The 16,643-nt window shown below is 52.1% G+C and carries 23 protein-coding genes; 13 read left to right on the top strand and 10 right to left on the bottom strand.

Annotation, left to right across the window (positions count from 1 at the left end):
* Window positions 1-18 precede the first annotated feature (18 nt).
* Window positions 19-330, bottom strand: coding sequence for a 50S ribosomal protein L21 (gene rplU / locus C5523_RS03060; protein ID WP_003025032.1), 312 nt, complete (start codon window positions 328-330; stop codon window positions 19-21).
* Between the two features lie 258 nt (window positions 331-588).
* Between rplU and ispB the strand changes: the two genes are divergently transcribed.
* Together ispB and sfsB are read left to right on the top strand one after the other, a co-directional pair.
* Window positions 589-1,560, top strand: coding sequence for an octaprenyl diphosphate synthase (gene ispB, locus C5523_RS03055; RefSeq protein ID WP_039077465.1), 972 nt, complete (start codon window positions 589-591; stop codon window positions 1,558-1,560).
* Window positions 1,561-1,768: 208 nt separating this feature from the next.
* Window positions 1,769-2,041 (top strand): DNA-binding transcriptional regulator SfsB, encoded by a 273-nt coding sequence (sfsB, locus tag C5523_RS03050; protein WP_039077464.1) that lies wholly within the window; start codon window positions 1,769-1,771, stop codon window positions 2,039-2,041.
* 52 nt (window positions 2,042-2,093) lie between these two features.
* Here the strand turns inward: sfsB and murA are convergent, their stop codons facing one another.
* The 7 genes from murA to mlaF all read right to left on the bottom strand — a co-directional run bounded on the left by murA (window position 2,094) and on the right by mlaF (window position 6,891).
* Window positions 2,094-3,353 (bottom strand): UDP-N-acetylglucosamine 1-carboxyvinyltransferase, encoded by a 1,260-nt coding sequence (gene murA / locus C5523_RS03045; RefSeq protein WP_039077463.1) that lies wholly within the window; start codon window positions 3,351-3,353, stop codon window positions 2,094-2,096.
* Between the two features lie 53 nt (window positions 3,354-3,406).
* Window positions 3,407-3,661, bottom strand: a complete 255-nt coding sequence (ibaG, locus tag C5523_RS03040; protein WP_039077462.1) for a BolA family iron metabolism protein IbaG — start codon at window positions 3,659-3,661, stop codon at window positions 3,407-3,409.
* A 126-nt stretch (window positions 3,662-3,787) separates the two neighbouring features.
* The gene (gene mlaB, locus C5523_RS03035; RefSeq protein WP_039077461.1) at window positions 3,788-4,081 is read right to left on the bottom strand and encodes a lipid asymmetry maintenance protein MlaB; all 294 of its coding nucleotides are present in this window, start codon (window positions 4,079-4,081) and stop codon (window positions 3,788-3,790) included.
* On the bottom strand, window positions 4,081-4,716 hold the full coding sequence (gene mlaC / locus C5523_RS03030) for a phospholipid-binding protein MlaC (RefSeq protein WP_039077460.1): 636 nt from the start codon (window positions 4,714-4,716) through the stop codon (window positions 4,081-4,083). Before mlaC ends, mlaB begins: the two co-directional genes overlap by 1 nt.
* Window positions 4,717-4,732: 16 nt before the next feature.
* Window positions 4,733-5,284, bottom strand: a complete 552-nt coding sequence (gene mlaD / locus C5523_RS03025; protein WP_039077459.1) for an outer membrane lipid asymmetry maintenance protein MlaD — start codon at window positions 5,282-5,284, stop codon at window positions 4,733-4,735.
* A gap of 4 nt (window positions 5,285-5,288) precedes the next feature.
* Window positions 5,289-6,071: a lipid asymmetry maintenance ABC transporter permease subunit MlaE gene (gene mlaE, locus C5523_RS03020; protein ID WP_039077458.1), complete on the bottom strand. Its 783-nt coding sequence runs from the start codon at window positions 6,069-6,071 to the stop codon at window positions 5,289-5,291.
* A gap of 7 nt (window positions 6,072-6,078) precedes the next feature.
* Entirely contained in the window at window positions 6,079-6,891 is an 813-nt protein-coding gene (gene mlaF, locus C5523_RS03015; protein ID WP_108700569.1) for a phospholipid ABC transporter ATP-binding protein MlaF, read from the bottom strand.
* A 232-nt stretch (window positions 6,892-7,123) separates the two neighbouring features.
* Between mlaF and C5523_RS03010 the strand changes: the two genes are divergently transcribed.
* The 11 genes from C5523_RS03010 to npr all read left to right on the top strand — a co-directional run bounded on the left by C5523_RS03010 (window position 7,124) and on the right by npr (window position 15,055).
* Window positions 7,124-8,101 carry a calcium/sodium antiporter gene (locus tag C5523_RS03010; protein ID WP_107223875.1) on the top strand — a complete coding sequence of 326 codons (978 nt, stop codon included), beginning with the start codon at window positions 7,124-7,126 and terminating at the stop codon, window positions 8,099-8,101.
* Between the two features lie 14 nt (window positions 8,102-8,115).
* Window positions 8,116-9,102, top strand: a complete 987-nt coding sequence (gene kdsD / locus C5523_RS03005; protein ID WP_039077455.1) for an arabinose-5-phosphate isomerase KdsD — start codon at window positions 8,116-8,118, stop codon at window positions 9,100-9,102.
* A gap of 14 nt (window positions 9,103-9,116) precedes the next feature.
* Window positions 9,117-9,683: a 3-deoxy-manno-octulosonate-8-phosphatase KdsC gene (kdsC, locus tag C5523_RS03000; RefSeq protein WP_039077454.1), complete on the top strand. Its 567-nt coding sequence runs from the start codon at window positions 9,117-9,119 to the stop codon at window positions 9,681-9,683.
* Entirely contained in the window at window positions 9,680-10,255 is a 576-nt protein-coding gene (gene lptC, locus C5523_RS02995) for an LPS export ABC transporter periplasmic protein LptC (protein ID WP_039077453.1), read from the top strand. The genes kdsC and lptC overlap by 4 nt, the downstream gene beginning before the upstream one ends.
* Window positions 10,224-10,790 (top strand): lipopolysaccharide ABC transporter substrate-binding protein LptA, encoded by a 567-nt coding sequence (lptA, locus tag C5523_RS02990; protein WP_071194439.1) that lies wholly within the window; start codon window positions 10,224-10,226, stop codon window positions 10,788-10,790. Before lptC ends, lptA begins: the two co-directional genes overlap by 32 nt.
* Window positions 10,791-10,796: 6 nt before the next feature.
* Window positions 10,797-11,522: an LPS export ABC transporter ATP-binding protein gene (gene lptB, locus C5523_RS02985; protein WP_108700568.1), complete on the top strand. Its 726-nt coding sequence runs from the start codon at window positions 10,797-10,799 to the stop codon at window positions 11,520-11,522.
* A gap of 48 nt (window positions 11,523-11,570) precedes the next feature.
* Window positions 11,571-13,004, top strand: a complete 1,434-nt coding sequence (gene rpoN, locus C5523_RS02980; RefSeq protein WP_071194438.1) for an RNA polymerase factor sigma-54 — start codon at window positions 11,571-11,573, stop codon at window positions 13,002-13,004.
* Window positions 13,005-13,026: 22 nt separating this feature from the next.
* Window positions 13,027-13,314, top strand: a complete 288-nt coding sequence (hpf, locus tag C5523_RS02975) for a ribosome hibernation promoting factor (protein ID WP_039077449.1) — start codon at window positions 13,027-13,029, stop codon at window positions 13,312-13,314.
* Between the two features lie 80 nt (window positions 13,315-13,394).
* Window positions 13,395-13,886: a PTS IIA-like nitrogen regulatory protein PtsN gene (gene ptsN, locus C5523_RS02970; RefSeq protein ID WP_039077448.1), complete on the top strand. Its 492-nt coding sequence runs from the start codon at window positions 13,395-13,397 to the stop codon at window positions 13,884-13,886.
* Window positions 13,887-13,931: 45 nt separating this feature from the next.
* Window positions 13,932-14,786, top strand: a complete 855-nt coding sequence (gene rapZ, locus C5523_RS02965) for an RNase adapter RapZ (protein ID WP_039077447.1) — start codon at window positions 13,932-13,934, stop codon at window positions 14,784-14,786.
* On the top strand, window positions 14,783-15,055 hold the full coding sequence (gene npr / locus C5523_RS02960; protein ID WP_039077446.1) for a PTS phosphocarrier protein NPr: 273 nt from the start codon (window positions 14,783-14,785) through the stop codon (window positions 15,053-15,055). Before rapZ ends, npr begins: the two co-directional genes overlap by 4 nt.
* A 38-nt stretch (window positions 15,056-15,093) precedes the next feature.
* Here the strand turns inward: npr and mtgA are convergent, their stop codons facing one another.
* Window positions 15,094-15,798: a monofunctional biosynthetic peptidoglycan transglycosylase gene (gene mtgA / locus C5523_RS02955; RefSeq protein WP_223878759.1), complete on the bottom strand. Its 705-nt coding sequence runs from the start codon at window positions 15,796-15,798 to the stop codon at window positions 15,094-15,096.
* Between the two features lie 20 nt (window positions 15,799-15,818).
* A complete protein-coding gene (gene elbB, locus C5523_RS02950; RefSeq protein ID WP_039077444.1) occupies window positions 15,819-16,472 on the bottom strand; it encodes an isoprenoid biosynthesis glyoxalase ElbB in 654 nt (217 codons plus the stop codon).
* Window positions 16,473-16,643 lie beyond the last annotated feature (171 nt).

Below are 16,643 nucleotides of genomic sequence, written 5' to 3'. Positions count from 1 at the left end.
AAATCTACTCCTCAGGTCTTAGGCGCTGATGCCAGTGATTTTCACATCAGTGAACCACTGACGATGGCCCTGTTGCTTACGATAGTGTTTACGACGACGAAACTTAACGATTTTAACTTTCTCGCCACGACCGTGAGCAACAACTTCAGCTTTGATTACGCCGCCATCAACGAAAGGAACGCCGATTTTGACTTCTTCACCGTTTGCGATCATCAGAACTTCAGCGAATTCAACAGATTCGCCAGTTGCGATGTCCAGCTTTTCCAGGCGAACGGTCTGACCTTCGCTTACTCGGTGTTGTTTACCACCACTTTGGAAAACCGCGTACATAAAAAACTCCGCTTCCGCGCACATCATCGTGTGATTCAGAGTGCGCTATAAATATTCACAATAGGGCGCGAATATTACGCAAAACGCGAGCCTTTGACAAGAGCGATCGTCAATCCATGCAGAAAAAAAACACAATGCGTAGGGTAACGTTTATCTGGCGCGTTTTTTCAGTACAATCAACAATACTATTCTAACCCGTAACCCTTCGTTATCCCATTTTGATATGTGGTAAACAGGACTGAAAGCCCGGCTTTTGCGATGAATTTAGAAAAAATCAATGAGTTAACCGCGCAAGATATGGCGGGTGTTAATGCGACAATCCTGCAACAGCTCAACTCTGATGTTCAGCTAATCAACCAGTTGGGTTATTACATTGTTAGCGGCGGCGGTAAACGTATCCGTCCAATGATTGCCGTACTGGCAGCGCGTGCCGTTGGCTACGAAGGCAACGCGCATGTGACCATCGCCGCGTTAATCGAATTTATCCACACGGCGACGCTGCTTCACGACGATGTTGTGGATGAATCAGATATGCGCCGCGGCAAAGCTACCGCTAACGCTGCGTTTGGTAACGCGGCCAGCGTACTGGTCGGTGATTTTATTTACACCCGCGCCTTTCAGATGATGACCAGCCTTGGCTCGCTAAAAGTACTGGAAGTCATGTCCGAAGCGGTGAATGTAATAGCCGAAGGTGAAGTTCTGCAGTTGATGAATGTCAATGACCCGAACATCACCGAAGAGAACTACATGCGCGTAATTTACAGCAAGACCGCGCGTCTGTTTGAAGCGGCAGCCCAGTGTTCTGGTTTACTGGCGGGTTGCAGTGACGCACAAGAAAAAGCGTTGCAGGATTATGGCCGCTATCTGGGTACTGCCTTCCAGCTCATCGATGATTTGCTGGACTACAGTGCAGATGGTGAAACGCTGGGTAAAAACACCGGCGATGACCTCAACGAAGGTAAACCGACTCTCCCCTTGCTGCATGCGATGCACAATGGCACTGCAGAGCAGGCACAAATGATTCGTGAAGCCATTGAGCAGGGCAACGGACGACATCTTCTGGAACCTGTTCTGGAAGCTATGGCAGCCTGTGGTTCGCTGGAATGGACGCGTCGTCGCGCGGAGGAAGAGGCGGATAAAGCTATCGCTGCTCTACAGATTCTTCCGGACTCCCCATGGCGTGAAGCCCTCATTGGCCTGGCCCATATCGCGGTCCAACGCGATCACTGATCACCTCGCTTTCCCGCTGGAAACGGGAAAGCGCCAATAAGTTCCTATAAAAATCAACTTAGATTCAAAAACCCATGTTTTTCAGCCTTGATGGATTCTTAAAGCTATCACTCTTACTTGAACTTTTTAGAGCAAAAGCTCTTATATAGGCATGTTAAGCAATAGAATATTGCCATAGCGTTTTAATGGCTTTCACCAGGGAGAGAAAATGGAAAGTAAATTCATTGACTGGCACCCGGCGGATATCATTGCCGGACTGCACAAAAAAGGGACATCACTGGCCGCAGAATCACGCAAGTGTGGTTTGAGTTCATCGACATTGGCGAACGCGCTAACACGCTCCTGGCCAAAAGGAGAGCTCATCATTGCCCGCGCGCTGGATACCGATCCCTGGGTGATATGGCCATCGCGCTATCACGATCCCGTAACCCATGAATTTATCGACAGAACCAGCATGATGCGGCAAAGGAAGCCAAAATAAACAGGATAACCCCCTTCCCGAAACGGGTTGGGGGTTTTAGTGCAAAGAGAGATTATTCGCCTTTTACGCGCTCAATATGGGCGCCCAGCGCACTCAGCTTGTCTTCAATGCGTTCGTAACCGCGATCGATATGGTAAATACGATCCACGATTGTCGTCCCTTCCGCGATACAACCCGCCAGCACGAGGCTTGCAGACGCGCGCAGGTCGGTCGCCATCACTTGCGCGCCGGAGAGTTTTTCAACGCCGTGACAAATCGCGGTGTTGCTTTCGATTTCCGCATGCGCGCCCATACGAATCAGTTCCGGGATGTGCATAAAACGGTTTTCGAAGATCGTCTCGGTGATCACACCCGTGCCTTCCGCAACCAGGTTCAGCAATGTGAACTGTGCCTGCATGTCTGTCGGGAACGCCGGGTGCGGCGCAGTGCGCACGTTGACGGCCTTCGGACGCTTACCATGCATATCCAGGCTTACCCAGTCGTCGCCCACTTCGATTTCCGCACCGGCTTCGCGCAGCTTAGCCAGCACGGCGTCAAGGGTATCGGGTTTCGCGTTACGGCAGACGATTTTGCCACCAGAGATTGCGGCAGCTACCAGGAAGGTGCCTGTTTCAATGCGGTCCGGCAGCACACGATAGACACCGCCGCCCAGACGCTCAACGCCTTCAATGGTGACACGGTCAGTGCCCTGACCACTGATTTTCGCACCCAGCGCATTGAGGAAGTTTGCAGTATCAACGATTTCCGGCTCACGCGCGGCGTTTTCGATGATAGTTGTCCCCTCAGCCAGGGTTGCCGCCGTCATGATGGTGACGGTCGCGCCAACGCTGACCTTATCCATGACGATATGCGCGCCTTTCAGACGACCATTAACGCTCGCTTTGACATAACCTTCTTCCAGCTTAATTTCTGCACCAAGCTGTTCCAGACCCGTGATATGCAGATCTACCGGACGCGCGCCAATGGCACAGCCCCCCGGTAAGGAAACCTGTCCCTGACCAAAACGCGCGACCAGTGGTCCCAGCGCCCAGATAGAGGCACGCATGGTTTTGACCAGATCGTAAGGTGCGCAGAATACGTTAACCTTGCTTGCATCGATCCAGACTGAACCGTTGCGTTCAACTTTGGTACCCAGCTGGCTCAGCAGCTTCATGGTGGTATCAATGTCTTTCAGTTTCGGAACGTTGCGGATCTCTACCGGTTCTTCTGCCAGCAGTGCGGCAAAAAGGATCGGTAACGCGGCGTTTTTAGCACCTGAAATTGTGACTTCGCCCTGGAGCCGGGTTGGCCCCTGTACACGAAACTTATCCATTCATCTGATCTCTGTTAAGAATTCACACGCGCTGCGGGCGTAATACCCGTAGCTCAAAAACCGTTTAGTTTGCGATCGCGTGCCCACTCTTGCGGGGTATACGCTTTGATCGAGAGTGCGTGAATGCGGTTGTCCGCTATATATTCCGCTAATGGGCCATACACGGCCTGCTGTTTTTTGACCCGGCTCATGCCGTCAAAAATCTCACCCACAGCAATAACCTGAAAGTGACTGCCGTCGCCAGTGACGTGGGCTTCCTGGAGAGAGAGTGCGTTCATCAGCACTGTCTGAATTTCATGATTTTCCATGGGCGTTAATTTCATCTGATAGTGAAAACAGCCCCACATCTTAGAGGAAAGTGAGGCGGTCTTAAATAAGCAAAAAGCCCCGTTGGTATACCAAACGAGGCTTTAAAGAGTAACGTACTGAAAAAATTAGCGAGGCAATACGTCCGCAGGCAAATTATATAATGCTGCAAGCGTCTGCAAATTCTCGCTGATCCCTTCGAGTGAAACCTGGTGACCCTGAATTTTCCCCTGAGCAATCAGGTGAATTAATAGCGCTACACCAGCAGTATCAACGCGCGATACGGCGTGAAGATCGATGCAGGTTGTCCCTTTCATTGCCTCCTGACGAGCATTCCACAGAGGATTCAGCACATCCTGATCGAGCTCGCCCTGCAACACCAGCCGTTCACCTTCACGCACCCAGCTTAATTGCGGCGTCATTATTTCTTCTGGTCCAGAGTAATTTTCTGGTGAGAAATGGACTGCAACTGCGCGGTCAGACCATCGATACCTTTGGTGCGCAACAGGTCGCTCCATTCATTTTGCTTGGTGGTGATCATACTCACCCCTTCGGCAATCATGTCATACGCCTGCCAGTTACCGGACTGCGTGTTTTTGCGCCATTGAAAGTCCAGACGCACTGGCGGACGACCGTTAGGATCGATAATAGTCACACGGATCGGCACGATCGTGGCATCACCCAGCGGTTGCTCCGGGGCAATCTCATATGTCTGACCGTGGTACATTGCCAGCGCCTGGCCATAGGCCTGTTTCAGATATTCACGGAAAGCAGCGAAGTAGGCTTCGCGCTGCGCAGGCGTTGCGTCTTTATAGTAACGTCCCAGTACCAGAGCACCGGCATATTTAATCTGGACGTATGGCAGTAATTCCTGGTCAACCACATCACGTAAATAATCAGGATTCGCGCGAATCTTCGGCTGCTCATTTTTGAGGCGATCAAATGTTTTCTTTGCCGCTTCCTGCATTGCTTTGTATGGATTAGCTTGCTCCGCCGCGTTGGCGAGCCCAAGTGGCGCGATAACCAGCATGGCAACCATTAATAGACGTTTAAACATGCGTCAACTCTCCTCGTTAATTCGTCTTACCAGCAGACGGTGCGCTGGAAGTATCATCCTGCGGTTTTGACTGCGCATCGCCAGAATTCTTATTGTCACTGCCTTTACTGTTGTAAAGGAATTGTCCGATCAGGTCCTCAAGCACCATGGCGGATTTCGTATCCTGGATTGTGCTGCCTTCTTTAAGCATAGAAGTTCCCAGCTCAGGATCCTCAAAACCTATGTTCAAAGCCAAATATTGCTCACCCAGCAAACCTGACGTGCGAATAGCCAGCGAACTTGTATCCGGAATCTGGTTATAACGTTCTTCGATATCCATCGCGACGCGCGGCAGATAGGTTTTCGGATCAAGTTCAATATCCGCAACACGGCCAACCACTACGCCACCAATACGGACCGGCGAGCGTGCTTTCAGACCGCCAATGTTGTCGAAGGTTGCGTACACGCGATACGTCGGTTCGGTGCGCATAGAGGCGACATCGGCCGCTTTCAGGCAGATAAACAGCCCCGCCAGCAGCGCCAGTAACAGAAAAATGCCTACCCAAATTTCACTTTTTTTCGTTTGCATGAACTCAATTCCCAAACATCAATGCGGTGAGCACAAAATCCAGACCAAGAACGGCCAGTGAAGAGTGCACAACGGTACGCGTCGTTGCCCGACTGATCCCAGCAGAAGTCGGGATCGCGTCGTAACCATTAAATAAAGCAATCCAGGTTACAGTGATAGCAAAGACGACGCTCTTAATCAGACAGTTCACCAGATCCAGTCGCCAGTCGACGGCATTTTGCATCGCCGACCAGAAGAACCCTGAGTCGATTCCTTTCCAGTTCACACCCACCAGCGAGCCGCCCCAGATACCAACTGCAACGAAGATAATCGTCAGCAATGGCAAGGAGATAACACCCGCCCAAAAGCGAGGGGAAATCACGCGCCGCAGTGGGTCAACAGCCATCATTTCAAGGCTTGAAAGTTGCTCAGTCGCGCGCATCAGGCCAATTTCCGCAGTCAGTGCAGACCCCGCACGCCCTGCATATAGCAGCGCAGCGACAACGGGCCCCAGCTCACGCAACAAGGAGAGTGCCACCAGCATTCCCAGACTGGTTTCCGCGCTGTAGGTCGTCAGCACCAGATAACCCTGCAAGCCAAGCACCATGCCGATAAAGACGCCGGACACGATAATAATGAGCATCGACAGGACACCCACATTATAGAGTTGGCGCACCAGCAACGGCGCGTGTTTGCCAAATTCCGGCTTACCGACCAGCGCGTTGAAGAGCATTAAACCAGCGCGGCCAAACGTCGCGATCGTCTTAATCCCGCGATGTCCAAGCGACGCCAGTGCATGTAACAACATGAGTGGCTTAACTCCCTGTCTCAAATAAATCGGATTGATATTGACCTGCGGGATAGCGGAACGGCACGGGTCCGTCAGCAATGCCGTCGAGGAACTGACGGACACGAGGGTCGGCGTTTTCTTGCAAGCCTTGCGCGCTGCCCTGCGCCACAATTTTCCGGTCTGCAACTATATACGCATAGTCGGCGATGCTCAGCACTTCCGGCACGTCATGCGAGACGACAACACAGGTTACGCCCAGCGCGCTATTCAGTTCAGAGATAAGCTTCACCAGCACACCCATGGTAATAGGATCCTGGCCGACAAAAGGTTCGTCGAACATGATTAAATCAGGTTCCAGCGCGATAGCCCTTGCCAGCGCCGCACGACGCGCCATCCCGCCAGAAAGTTCAGAAGGCATGAGTTTTGCCGCACCGCGCAGCCCTACCGCCTCCAGTTTCATCATGACCGTACTTTTCAGCAACGCAGCCGGTAAATTCGTATGTTCGCGCAGCGGATAGGCGACATTATCGAACACGGTCATATCAGTAAATAATGCGCCGGACTGGAACAACATGCTCATCCGTTTACGCACGGTAAACAGCCGGGAGCGACTCATCTCGGGGATATTCTCGCCGTCAAAGAGGATCTCACCCGCGTCTGGCGGTATCTGTCCACCAATAAGACGAAGCAACGTTGTTTTACCAATCCCGGACGGCCCCATGATGGCGGTAATTTTACCGCGCGGCACCGTCAGCGAGATATTGTCGAAAATACGCCGACTTCCACGGGAGAAACTCACGCCACGGATATCGACCAGATTCGCCACAGTCTGGCTCATTCTTTCTTCCTTATAAGCCTTGATTGGGTCTAAGCATGATGCCGGATAACAGCAAGAACCCACCATTTTTACAGAATATTACCCGTATGAGTTAGCGAAAGCTGGCATTTGTTTTACTTTTGAGCCGCATAAAGTCAAAATTAAGAATTCTCTACGCCGCTTAAAATTCCCGGTTTTCCCCGGCAATCGCAGCCTGCGGACCGGCAGATTATACCTCAAGAAAGGACTTTAGATGCTTTTAGCGACGGCGCTGTTAATTATTGGTTTACTGTTAGTGGTATACAGCGCTGACCGATTGGTATTCGCCGCCTCGATTTTATGCCGCAGTCTGGGCGTTCCACCGTTACTCATTGGGATGACAGTGGTGAGTATCGGCACCTCTCTTCCGGAGATGATTGTCTCCGTTGCTGCCGCCATGCATGGTCAGCTTGATCTGGCGCTGGGTACGGCCCTTGGCTCTAATATCACCAATATTCTGTTGATTCTTGGGCTCGCTGCGCTTCTGCACCCATTTACCGTCCATTCCGATATCCTGCGCCGTGAATTGCCGCTAATGTTAATAACCAGCATGCTGGCAGGGTTCGTCCTGTTTGACGGGCAACTTACCCGGCTGGACGGCCTGTTTTTACTTCTGCTGGCCGTGCTATGGCTGGTATACATTGTTAAAATCGCCCGTCTGGCTGAACTGCAAGGTAGCGATACGCTAACACGTGAACAAGTTGCAGAGTTGCCCCGTGGCGGCAGCCTGTCAGTGGCATTCTTGTGGCTTGGCGTTGCACTCATCATTATGCCGATGTCAACGCGTATGGTCGTAGACAATGCCACGGTGGTCGCAAACTATTTCGCGATGAGCGAATTAACCATCGGCCTGACGGTGATTGCCATTGTGACCGGGCTGCCGGAACTGGCGACAGCTATTGCCGGGGCACGTAAAGGAGAAGACGATATTGCGATCGGTAATATCATCGGCTCGAATATTTTCAACATCACGCTGGTGCTGGGTTTACCCGCACTGATAGCGCCGGGTCATTTTAACAGCCTGGCTTTTACGCGAGATTACGGCGTGATGTTACTGGTGAGCGTCATTTTTGCCCTCACCTGCTGGCGGCGTAAGCAGCAGACAGGCAAAGGAACTGGCGCATTATTATTAGGCGGTTTTATCACCTGGTTGGCACTACTGTACTGGGTTACGCCGCGTTTGACAGGATAACTGGACACACATTTATGTCGCATATCGATCTGCAACCGGGCTTCGACTTTCAGCAGGCTGGCCGGGACGTTTTGCAAATTGAACGTGAAGGCCTGGCTCAGCTTGATCAATACATCAATCAGGATTTTGCACAGGCCTGCGAGAAAATTTTCTATTGCAGCGGCAAAGTCGTCGTAATGGGAATGGGAAAATCCGGTCACATCGGCCGCAAAATGGCCGCAACATTCGCCAGTACCGGGACCTCTTCTTTCTTTGTTCATCCGGGAGAAGCGGCGCATGGCGATCTGGGTATGGTCGGTTCGCAGGATGTGGTGATCGCGCTGTCGAACTCCGGTGAGTCGAATGAGATCCTGGCGTTGATCCCGGTGCTCAAACGACTCAAAGTCTTTCTGATCTGTATGACAAGCCGTCCGGACAGCAGTATGGGCCGCGCGGCTGACATTCATCTGTGCGTGAAGGTGCCGCAAGAAGCCTGTCCATTAGGGCTGGCACCGACATCCAGTACTACCGCCGCACTGGTCATGGGAGATGCCCTGGCCGTCGCGCTGTTGAAAGCCCGGGGTTTTACAGCAGAGGATTTTGCGCTTTCCCACCCTGGCGGTGCGCTTGGGCGTAAGCTCCTGCTGCGGGTCAATGACATCATGCATACCGGGGATGAAATTCCGCATGTGAGTAAAGAGGCAACGCTGCGTGACGCCCTGCTCGAAATCACGCGCAAGAATTTAGGCCTGACGGTTATTTGCGACGATCTGATGAAAATCGAAGGCATTTTTACTGATGGCGATTTACGCCGTGTATTTGATATGGGCGTAGATGTGCGAAATTTAGGCATTGCTGAGGTCATGACGCCAGGCGGTATTCGCGTACGTCCTGGCACACTGGCGGTGGACGCGCTCAATTTGATGCAGTCCCGCCATATCACCTCTGTTTTGGTTGCCGATGGCGACCAATTGCTGGGTGTGTTACATATGCATGATTTGCTGCGCGCGGGCGTGGTGTGAAAAAGGATCGAAGAATGAGTAAGGTTGGAGCGTCGCTTGCGACATGCTACGGACCCGTCAGTACGCAGGTAATGGCGAAGGCAGAAAAAATTAAGCTGTTAATTCTTGATGTAGATGGTGTTTTATCTGATGGATCTATCTACATGGGTAATAATGGAGAAGAGTTGAAAGCGTTCAACGTCCGCGATGGTTACGGTATCCGTTGTGCATTAACGTCCGACATTGAGGTTGCCATTATTACTGGCCGAAAAGCTAAACTGATGGAAGACCGCTGCGAAACGCTGGGCATTACGCACCTCTATCAAGGGCAATCAGATAAGTTGTTGGCTTATCGCGAGTTATTGAGCAAACTTTCGCTGACGCCGGAACACGTTGCGTATGTGGGAGACGACCTCATCGACTGGCCTGTGATGGCTGAAATCGGTTTAAGCGTGGCGGTGGCGGATGCGCATCCGTTGCTCATTCCTCGGGCGAATTATGTCACCCGTACAGCAGGCGGGCGTGGTGCGGTTCGTGAAGTGTGTGATTTGTTATTGCTGGCGCAAGGCAAGCTTGATGAGGCCAAAGGGCAATCAATATGAGTAAAACCAGACGTTGGGTCATCATTGTGCTGTCACTGGTCGCACTGATACTGATTGGGGTGAATCTGGCCGATCGCGAACAGCCAGAACAAGTGACCGTTAACAATACTGACCCAACGTATAAAAGCGAGCATACCGATACGGTAGTCTACAGTCCGGAAGGTGCCTTGAACTATCGGCTGATAGCACAGCATGTTGAATATTATTCCGCTGATGCAATCACCTGGTTTACCCAGCCGGTGCTAACAACTTTCGACAAAGATAAAATTCCCGAGTGGTCCATTAAGGCGGATAAAGCGAAGCTGACCAATGACCGGATGCTTTACCTTTACGGACATGTTGAGGTCAACGCCCTGACCGCGGATGCTCAACTGCGAAAAATTACGACGGATAATGCACAGATAAACCTGATCACGCAGGATGTCGCCTCTGATGATCAAGTTACGTTATACGGAACAACATTTAATTCCACCGGCCTGAAAATGCGCGGCAATTTACGCAGCAAAAACGCCGAGCTTATTGAAAAGGTTAGAAGCTCCTATGAAATTCAGAACAAACAAACTCAGCCTTAATTTTGCCCTGGCCAGTGTCCTTTTTGCCGCCAGTCTTCCGGCGCTTGCGGTGACCGGCGATACCGAGCAACCGATCCATATCGACTCCGATCAGCAGGCGCTGGATATGCAGGGGAATGTGGTGACCTTCACCGGTAATGTTGTCGTGACCCAGGGCACCATCAAAATCAATGCCGACAAGGTTGTGGTAACACGCCCCGGCGGCCAACAAGGTAAAGAAATCATTGATGGTTACGGTAATCCTGCCACCTTTTATCAGATGCAGGATAACGGCAAACCTGTGAAAGGCCACGCCTCCCAGATGCACTATGAGCTGGAAAAAGATTTCGTGGTCCTGACAGGCAATGCTTACCTTGAACAGCTTGATAGCAACATCACGGGCGACAAAATTACCTATCTGGTGAAAGAGCAGAAAATGCAGGCTTTCAGCGATAAAGGCAAACGCGTGACGACGGTTCTGGTGCCGTCGCAGTTGCAGGATAAGAGCAACAATAAAACCCCGGCTCCGGCTCCGGCGCAAAAAAAGAGTAACTAATTCGTTATGGCAACATTAACTGCAAAGAATCTCGCCAAGGCCTACAAAGGTCGTCGTGTGGTGGAAGATGTCAGTCTGACAGTCAATTCAGGCGAAATTGTCGGGCTGCTCGGTCCTAACGGTGCAGGTAAAACCACGACGTTCTACATGGTCGTTGGCATCGTGTCGCGTGATGCGGGCAATATCATCATTGATGATGAAGATATCAGTCTGCTGCCGCTACATGCCCGGGCACGTCGCGGTATCGGCTATTTGCCGCAGGAAGCCTCTATTTTCCGGCGCCTGAGCGTATTTGACAATCTCATGGCGGTACTGCAAATTCGCGACGATCTCACAGCCGAACAGCGTGTGGATCGGGCGAACGAGCTGATGGAAGAGTTCCATATTGAACATCTGCGCGACAATATGGGGCAGGCGCTTTCTGGTGGTGAACGTCGTCGTGTCGAAATTGCTCGCGCGCTGGCCGCAAACCCGAAATTTATCCTGCTGGATGAACCGTTTGCTGGCGTTGACCCGATATCGGTTATTGATATCAAGCGCATTATTGAGCACCTGCGTGATAGCGGACTTGGCGTGTTGATTACCGACCACAACGTTCGCGAAACGTTGGCGGTGTGTGAGCGGGCTTATATTGTCAGCCAGGGGCATTTGATCGCGCACGGTACGCCTCAGCAAATCCTTGAAGACGAACATGTTAAGCGCGTATATCTTGGGGAAGACTTCAGACTCTGATAGGGTAGGGTTTATTGACGTGTTTAGTCGGAGAGTACTGCTCTGAATATGAAGCAAGGTTTGCAATTAAGGCTCAGCCAACAGCTAGCCATGACGCCACAGTTGCAACAGGCTATTCGCCTGCTGCAACTGTCCACGTTGGAACTTCAGCAAGAACTCCAGCAAGCTCTGGAAAGTAATCCATTGCTTGAGCAAACCGATCTTCACGAAGAAGTGGATGCACAACAATCCCAGGACAATGAAGGGCTGGACACGGTTGACGCTCTCGAGCAAAAAGAGATGCCCGAAGAGTTGCCCCTGGATGCCAGTTGGGACGAAATCTATACCGCTGGCACCCCTTCCGGTAGCAGCACCGATTACCTTGACGATGAACTGCCTATTTACCAGGGAGAGACCACCCAGTCGCTACAGGATTACCTGATGTGGCAGGTGGAACTCACCCCCTTCTCGGATACCGATCGCGCCATTGCGACCTCCATTGTCGACGCTGTTGATGACACGGGTTATCTCACCGTTCCCCTGGAAGACATCCTGGAAAGCATGGGTGATGAAGAGATCGGTCTGGATGAAGTCGAAGCGGTACTGAAACGTATTCAGCGTTTCGATCCGGTCGGTGTTGCGGCCAGGGATCTGCGCGATTGCCTGTTGATCCAACTCTCTCAATTTGCCAAAGAGACCCCCTGGTGCGATGAAGCGCGTTTAATCATCAGCGATCACCTGGATCTGCTCGCTAACCATGACTTCCGTACGCTGATGCGCGTCACACGTCTGAAAGAAGATGTGCTAAAAGAGGCGGTCAATTTAATCCAGTCTCTTGATCCACGCCCTGGCCAGTCAATCCAGACCGGCGAGCCCGAATATGTCATTCCTGACGTGCTGGTGCGCAAGCACAATGGGCGCTGGACGGTCGAGCTGAACTCCGACAGCATTCCACGTTTGCAAATCAACCAGCACTACGCCGCTATGTGCGGTGGGGCGCGTAACGATGCCGACAGCCAGTTTATCCGCAGCAATCTGCAGGAAGCGAAATGGCTGATCAAAAGCCTTGAGAGCCGGAATGACACCCTGTTAAGGGTAAGCCGCTGCATTGTTGAACAGCAGCAGGCGTTTTTCGAGCAAGGCGAAGAGTTTATGAAACCGATGGTTCTGGCCGATATCGCTCAGGCCGTCGAGATGCATGAATCAACGATTTCCCGTGTCACGACCCAAAAATATCTGCACAGTCCGCGTGGCATCTTTGAGCTTAAATATTTCTTCTCCAGTCATGTGAATACCGAAGGCGGCGGCGAAGCCTCGTCAACGGCTATCCGTGCACTGGTGAAGAAATTAATTGCCGCAGAGAATCCTGCGAAGCCGTTGAGTGACAGTAAGCTGACTACCATGCTCTCAGATCAGGGTATTATGGTAGCGCGGCGAACCGTTGCGAAGTATCGAGAGTCTTTATCCATTCCGCCGTCTAATCAGCGCAAACAGCTGGTGTGACCTAACCGATAAGGAAGACACTATGCAGCTTAATATCACTGGACATAACGTCGAGATAACCGAGGCCCTGCGCGAATTCGTCACCGCGAAATTTGCCAAACTCGAACAATATTTCGAAAGGATCAATCAGGTCTATGTTGTGTTGAAAGTGGAGAAAGTGACTCATATCTCGGACGCGACCCTGCACGTAAACGGAGGGGAGATTCATGCAAGTGCGGAAGGACAAGACATGTATGCTGCTATCGACGGTTTAATTGATAAACTGGCGCGGCAGCTCACGAAACATAAAGATAAACTGAAACAACACTAATTGTCCGGGCACTCGTCTGGCGCGTATCACCCTGCCGCAACCCGGCAGGGTGTCTGCACTGGCGACGCTTAGGTGAAATTATGATGAACAACGATTCCGCTCTTCAATTGAGCAATGTCCTTAACCAGGAATGTACCCGTAGTGGCGTTCACTGCCAGAGCAAGAAACGTGCCCTGGAAATTATCAGTGAACTGGCTGCAAAGCAGTTGAGCCTGCCACCACAAGTGGTCTTCGAAGCGATCCTGACGCGTGAGAAAATGGGCAGTACCGGCATTGGTAACGGTATCGCCATCCCTCACGGAAAACTCGAAGAAGATACTCTTCGTGCCGTTGGTGTTTTTGTACAACTGGAAACACCTATCGCCTTCGATGCCATTGATAACCAGCCAGTCGATCTGCTCTTCGCGCTTCTGGTTCCCGCCGATCAGACCAAAACCCACCTGCATACGCTTTCGTTGGTGGCCAAGCGTCTGGCGGACAAAACCATCTGCCGCCGCCTGCGCTCAGCGCAAAGCGATGAGGAGTTGTATCAGATCATCACGCTGACAGAAGGCGAAAATGACGATGCGTAACGCAACAGCCGCCTTTCTGTCATTGGTTCTGAGGAGAATTGGCTCATGGTCCTGATGATCGTTAGTGGTCGTTCGGGCTCTGGTAAGTCAGTGGCCCTGCGCGCCCTGGAAGACATGGGATTTTACTGCGTCGATAACCTGCCAGTCGTCCTGTTGCCAGAGCTGGCAAGAACGCTGGCTGACCGCCAGACGTCAGCCGCCGTCAGCATCGATGTGCGTAATATGCCGGAATCCCCGGAAATTTTTGAGCAGGCGATGAGCAGCCTGCCGGACTATTTCTCACCGCAACTGCTGTTCCTGGATGCCGATCGTAACACCTTGATCCGCCGCTACAGCGACACGCGTCGTCTGCACCCTCTTTCCAGCAAAAACCTGTCTCTGGAAAGCGCCATCGATGAAGAGAGCAATCTGCTGGAGCCACTGCGCTCACGCGCGGATCTCATCGTCGATACATCGGAAATGTCTGTTCATGAGCTCGCCGAGATGCTCCGCACCCGCCTGTTGGGTAAACGCGAGCGCGAGCTGACGATGGTGTTCGAGTCCTTTGGCTTTAAGCACGGTATCCCTATCGATGCCGACTATGTGTTTGACGTACGCTTCTTGCCTAACCCGCACTGGGACCCGAAATTACGCCCAATGACCGGGCTGGATAAACCGGTTGCCGCCTTCCTTGACAGACATACGGAAGTGCACAATTTTATCTACCAGACCCGCAGTTATCTCGAACTGTGGCTACCAATGCTGGAAACCAATAATCGCAGCTATTTAACGGTGGCGATTGGGTGTACCGGCGGTAAACACCGTTCCGTCTATGTGGCTGAACAGCTTGCGGACTATTTTCGCTCGCGCGGTAAAAACGTTCAGTCTCGTCATCGTACGCTGGAAAAACGGAAAACATGACCGTAAAACAAACTGTGGAAATCACCAATAAGCTGGGTATGCACGCCCGCCCGGCGATGAAACTGTTTGAACTGGTTCAGGGCTTTGATGCTGAGGTGCTGCTGCGTAACGACGAAGGAACCGAAGCCGAGGCCAATAGCGTGATTGCGCTACTCATGCTGGACTCCGCCAAGGGCCGGCAGATAGAGATAGAAGCGACAGGCCCCCAGGAAGAAGAAGCGCTGGCGGCCGTCATTGCGCTTTTTATTGCCGGGTTTGATGAAGACTGACTGCACGGGTTTTCCCTCTCCCAATGGAGAGGGTATCGTCAATGCAGTTTATTGCGTTCCAGGAACTCTTCTCCGCCAAGCTGACGCATCTGGCGCATAATCCACGCCTGACGGCTGCGCACATACCCTGAGGGCGCATCCGCGCGAAAACGTACCGGGTTTGGCAATACCGCCGCCAGCAATGCCGCCTCAGCCATCGTCAACTTGCTGGCGGGTTTATGAAAGTAACGCTGCGAAGCGGCTTCCACACCAAAGATGCCATCGCCAAATTCAGCAATATTCAAATAGACCGTCAGAATACGCCGCTTGGTCCAGACAGCCTCCGTGACCAGCGTTAATCCCGCTTCAAAGCCTTTACGCACCCAGCTTTTACCGTCCCAGAGCAGCAGGTTTTTAATGGTCTGCTGGGAAATGGTTGACGCACCACGAATACGATTTTCATGCTGTTCATTGTGCGATAAGGCTTTTTCAATCGCGCCAAAATCCAGCCCCCAATGGTCCGGGAAACGCTGATCTTCGGCGGCAATCACCGCCAGCGCCGCCCAGGGTGAGATCTCATCCATGCCGACCCAGTCCGAGTGAGCGACATAGCCGAAATCCCCGGTAAGCCACGCCCCAAACTGCCGTTCGACCATCACGGCTGAAAACGGCACCGGCAAAAAACTGAACAGAAGAATACCGCCGCCCCAGAAAATGCCCAGCGCCAGCACCACCCGGAGTAATAGCTTTTTGATTTTCGCCATTAGCGGGCCACGCGCCCCTCTCATTCAGTGAGCACCAGAACGCGAGAGACCAGTTTTTCGATCCCGGCGGCCGCCTCCGCAATATTCTGCGCCAGCATATACGCCGGCGTGGTCACCACTTTGTTGTCCTCATCGACCACAATGTCGTCGACAGGGCAAGGCACGTGTTCAGCCCCCATATCTTCCAGTACTTCAGCGGTATCGATATCCGTGCCAATCGTCAGACGCAGCGGGAAAGCAAAGATTTTTGGCAGCATCGCAGGTGCAATGCACATAAAGCCGAGCGGTTTCCCCGCCTGGTGCATCTCCAGAGCCAGTCGTTTCAGATCCGGATCGACCACGCTTTCACTACCGAGACTGGCAAAGCTGCTCAGGTTTTTCGCTGCGCCAAATCCGCCAGGAACGATCAGCGCATCCAGATCGTTTATTGATGCCTGCGCGATAGGAAGGATCGCACCGCGAGCAATTCGGGCCGCTTCGATCAGCACGTTCCTGCTTTCCCCCATCGGTTCACCCGTAAGATGATTAATGACATCGGTCTGGGGCTTGTCCGGTGCAAAACATACAGCCTCAGCGCCTTCGCGAGCGATCGCCAGTAGGGTGATGACCGCTTCATGGATCTCCGATCCGTCATAAACGCCTGATCCGCTGAGAACAACACCGATTTTTTTCATTTTGCTCATCCTCTATGCAACGTACTCGGGATAATTAAAAATTTTGATAAGGGCGCTACGCTTCACACATTTCGCTGATTCATGTAACAAATACTTTAAGATTTGCTATCTTATGTGCGTGCAGTTCAAATTTTCCCGACTGCGCCCTTGATAAAAAATAGATAACTTTAC

It is taken from the genome of Phytobacter sp. SCO41 (genome assembly GCF_003073275.1).
GTDB classification, from domain to species: domain Bacteria; phylum Pseudomonadota; class Gammaproteobacteria; order Enterobacterales; family Enterobacteriaceae; genus Phytobacter; species Phytobacter diazotrophicus.
This window is presented reverse-complemented; position numbering and strand designations above follow the sequence as displayed.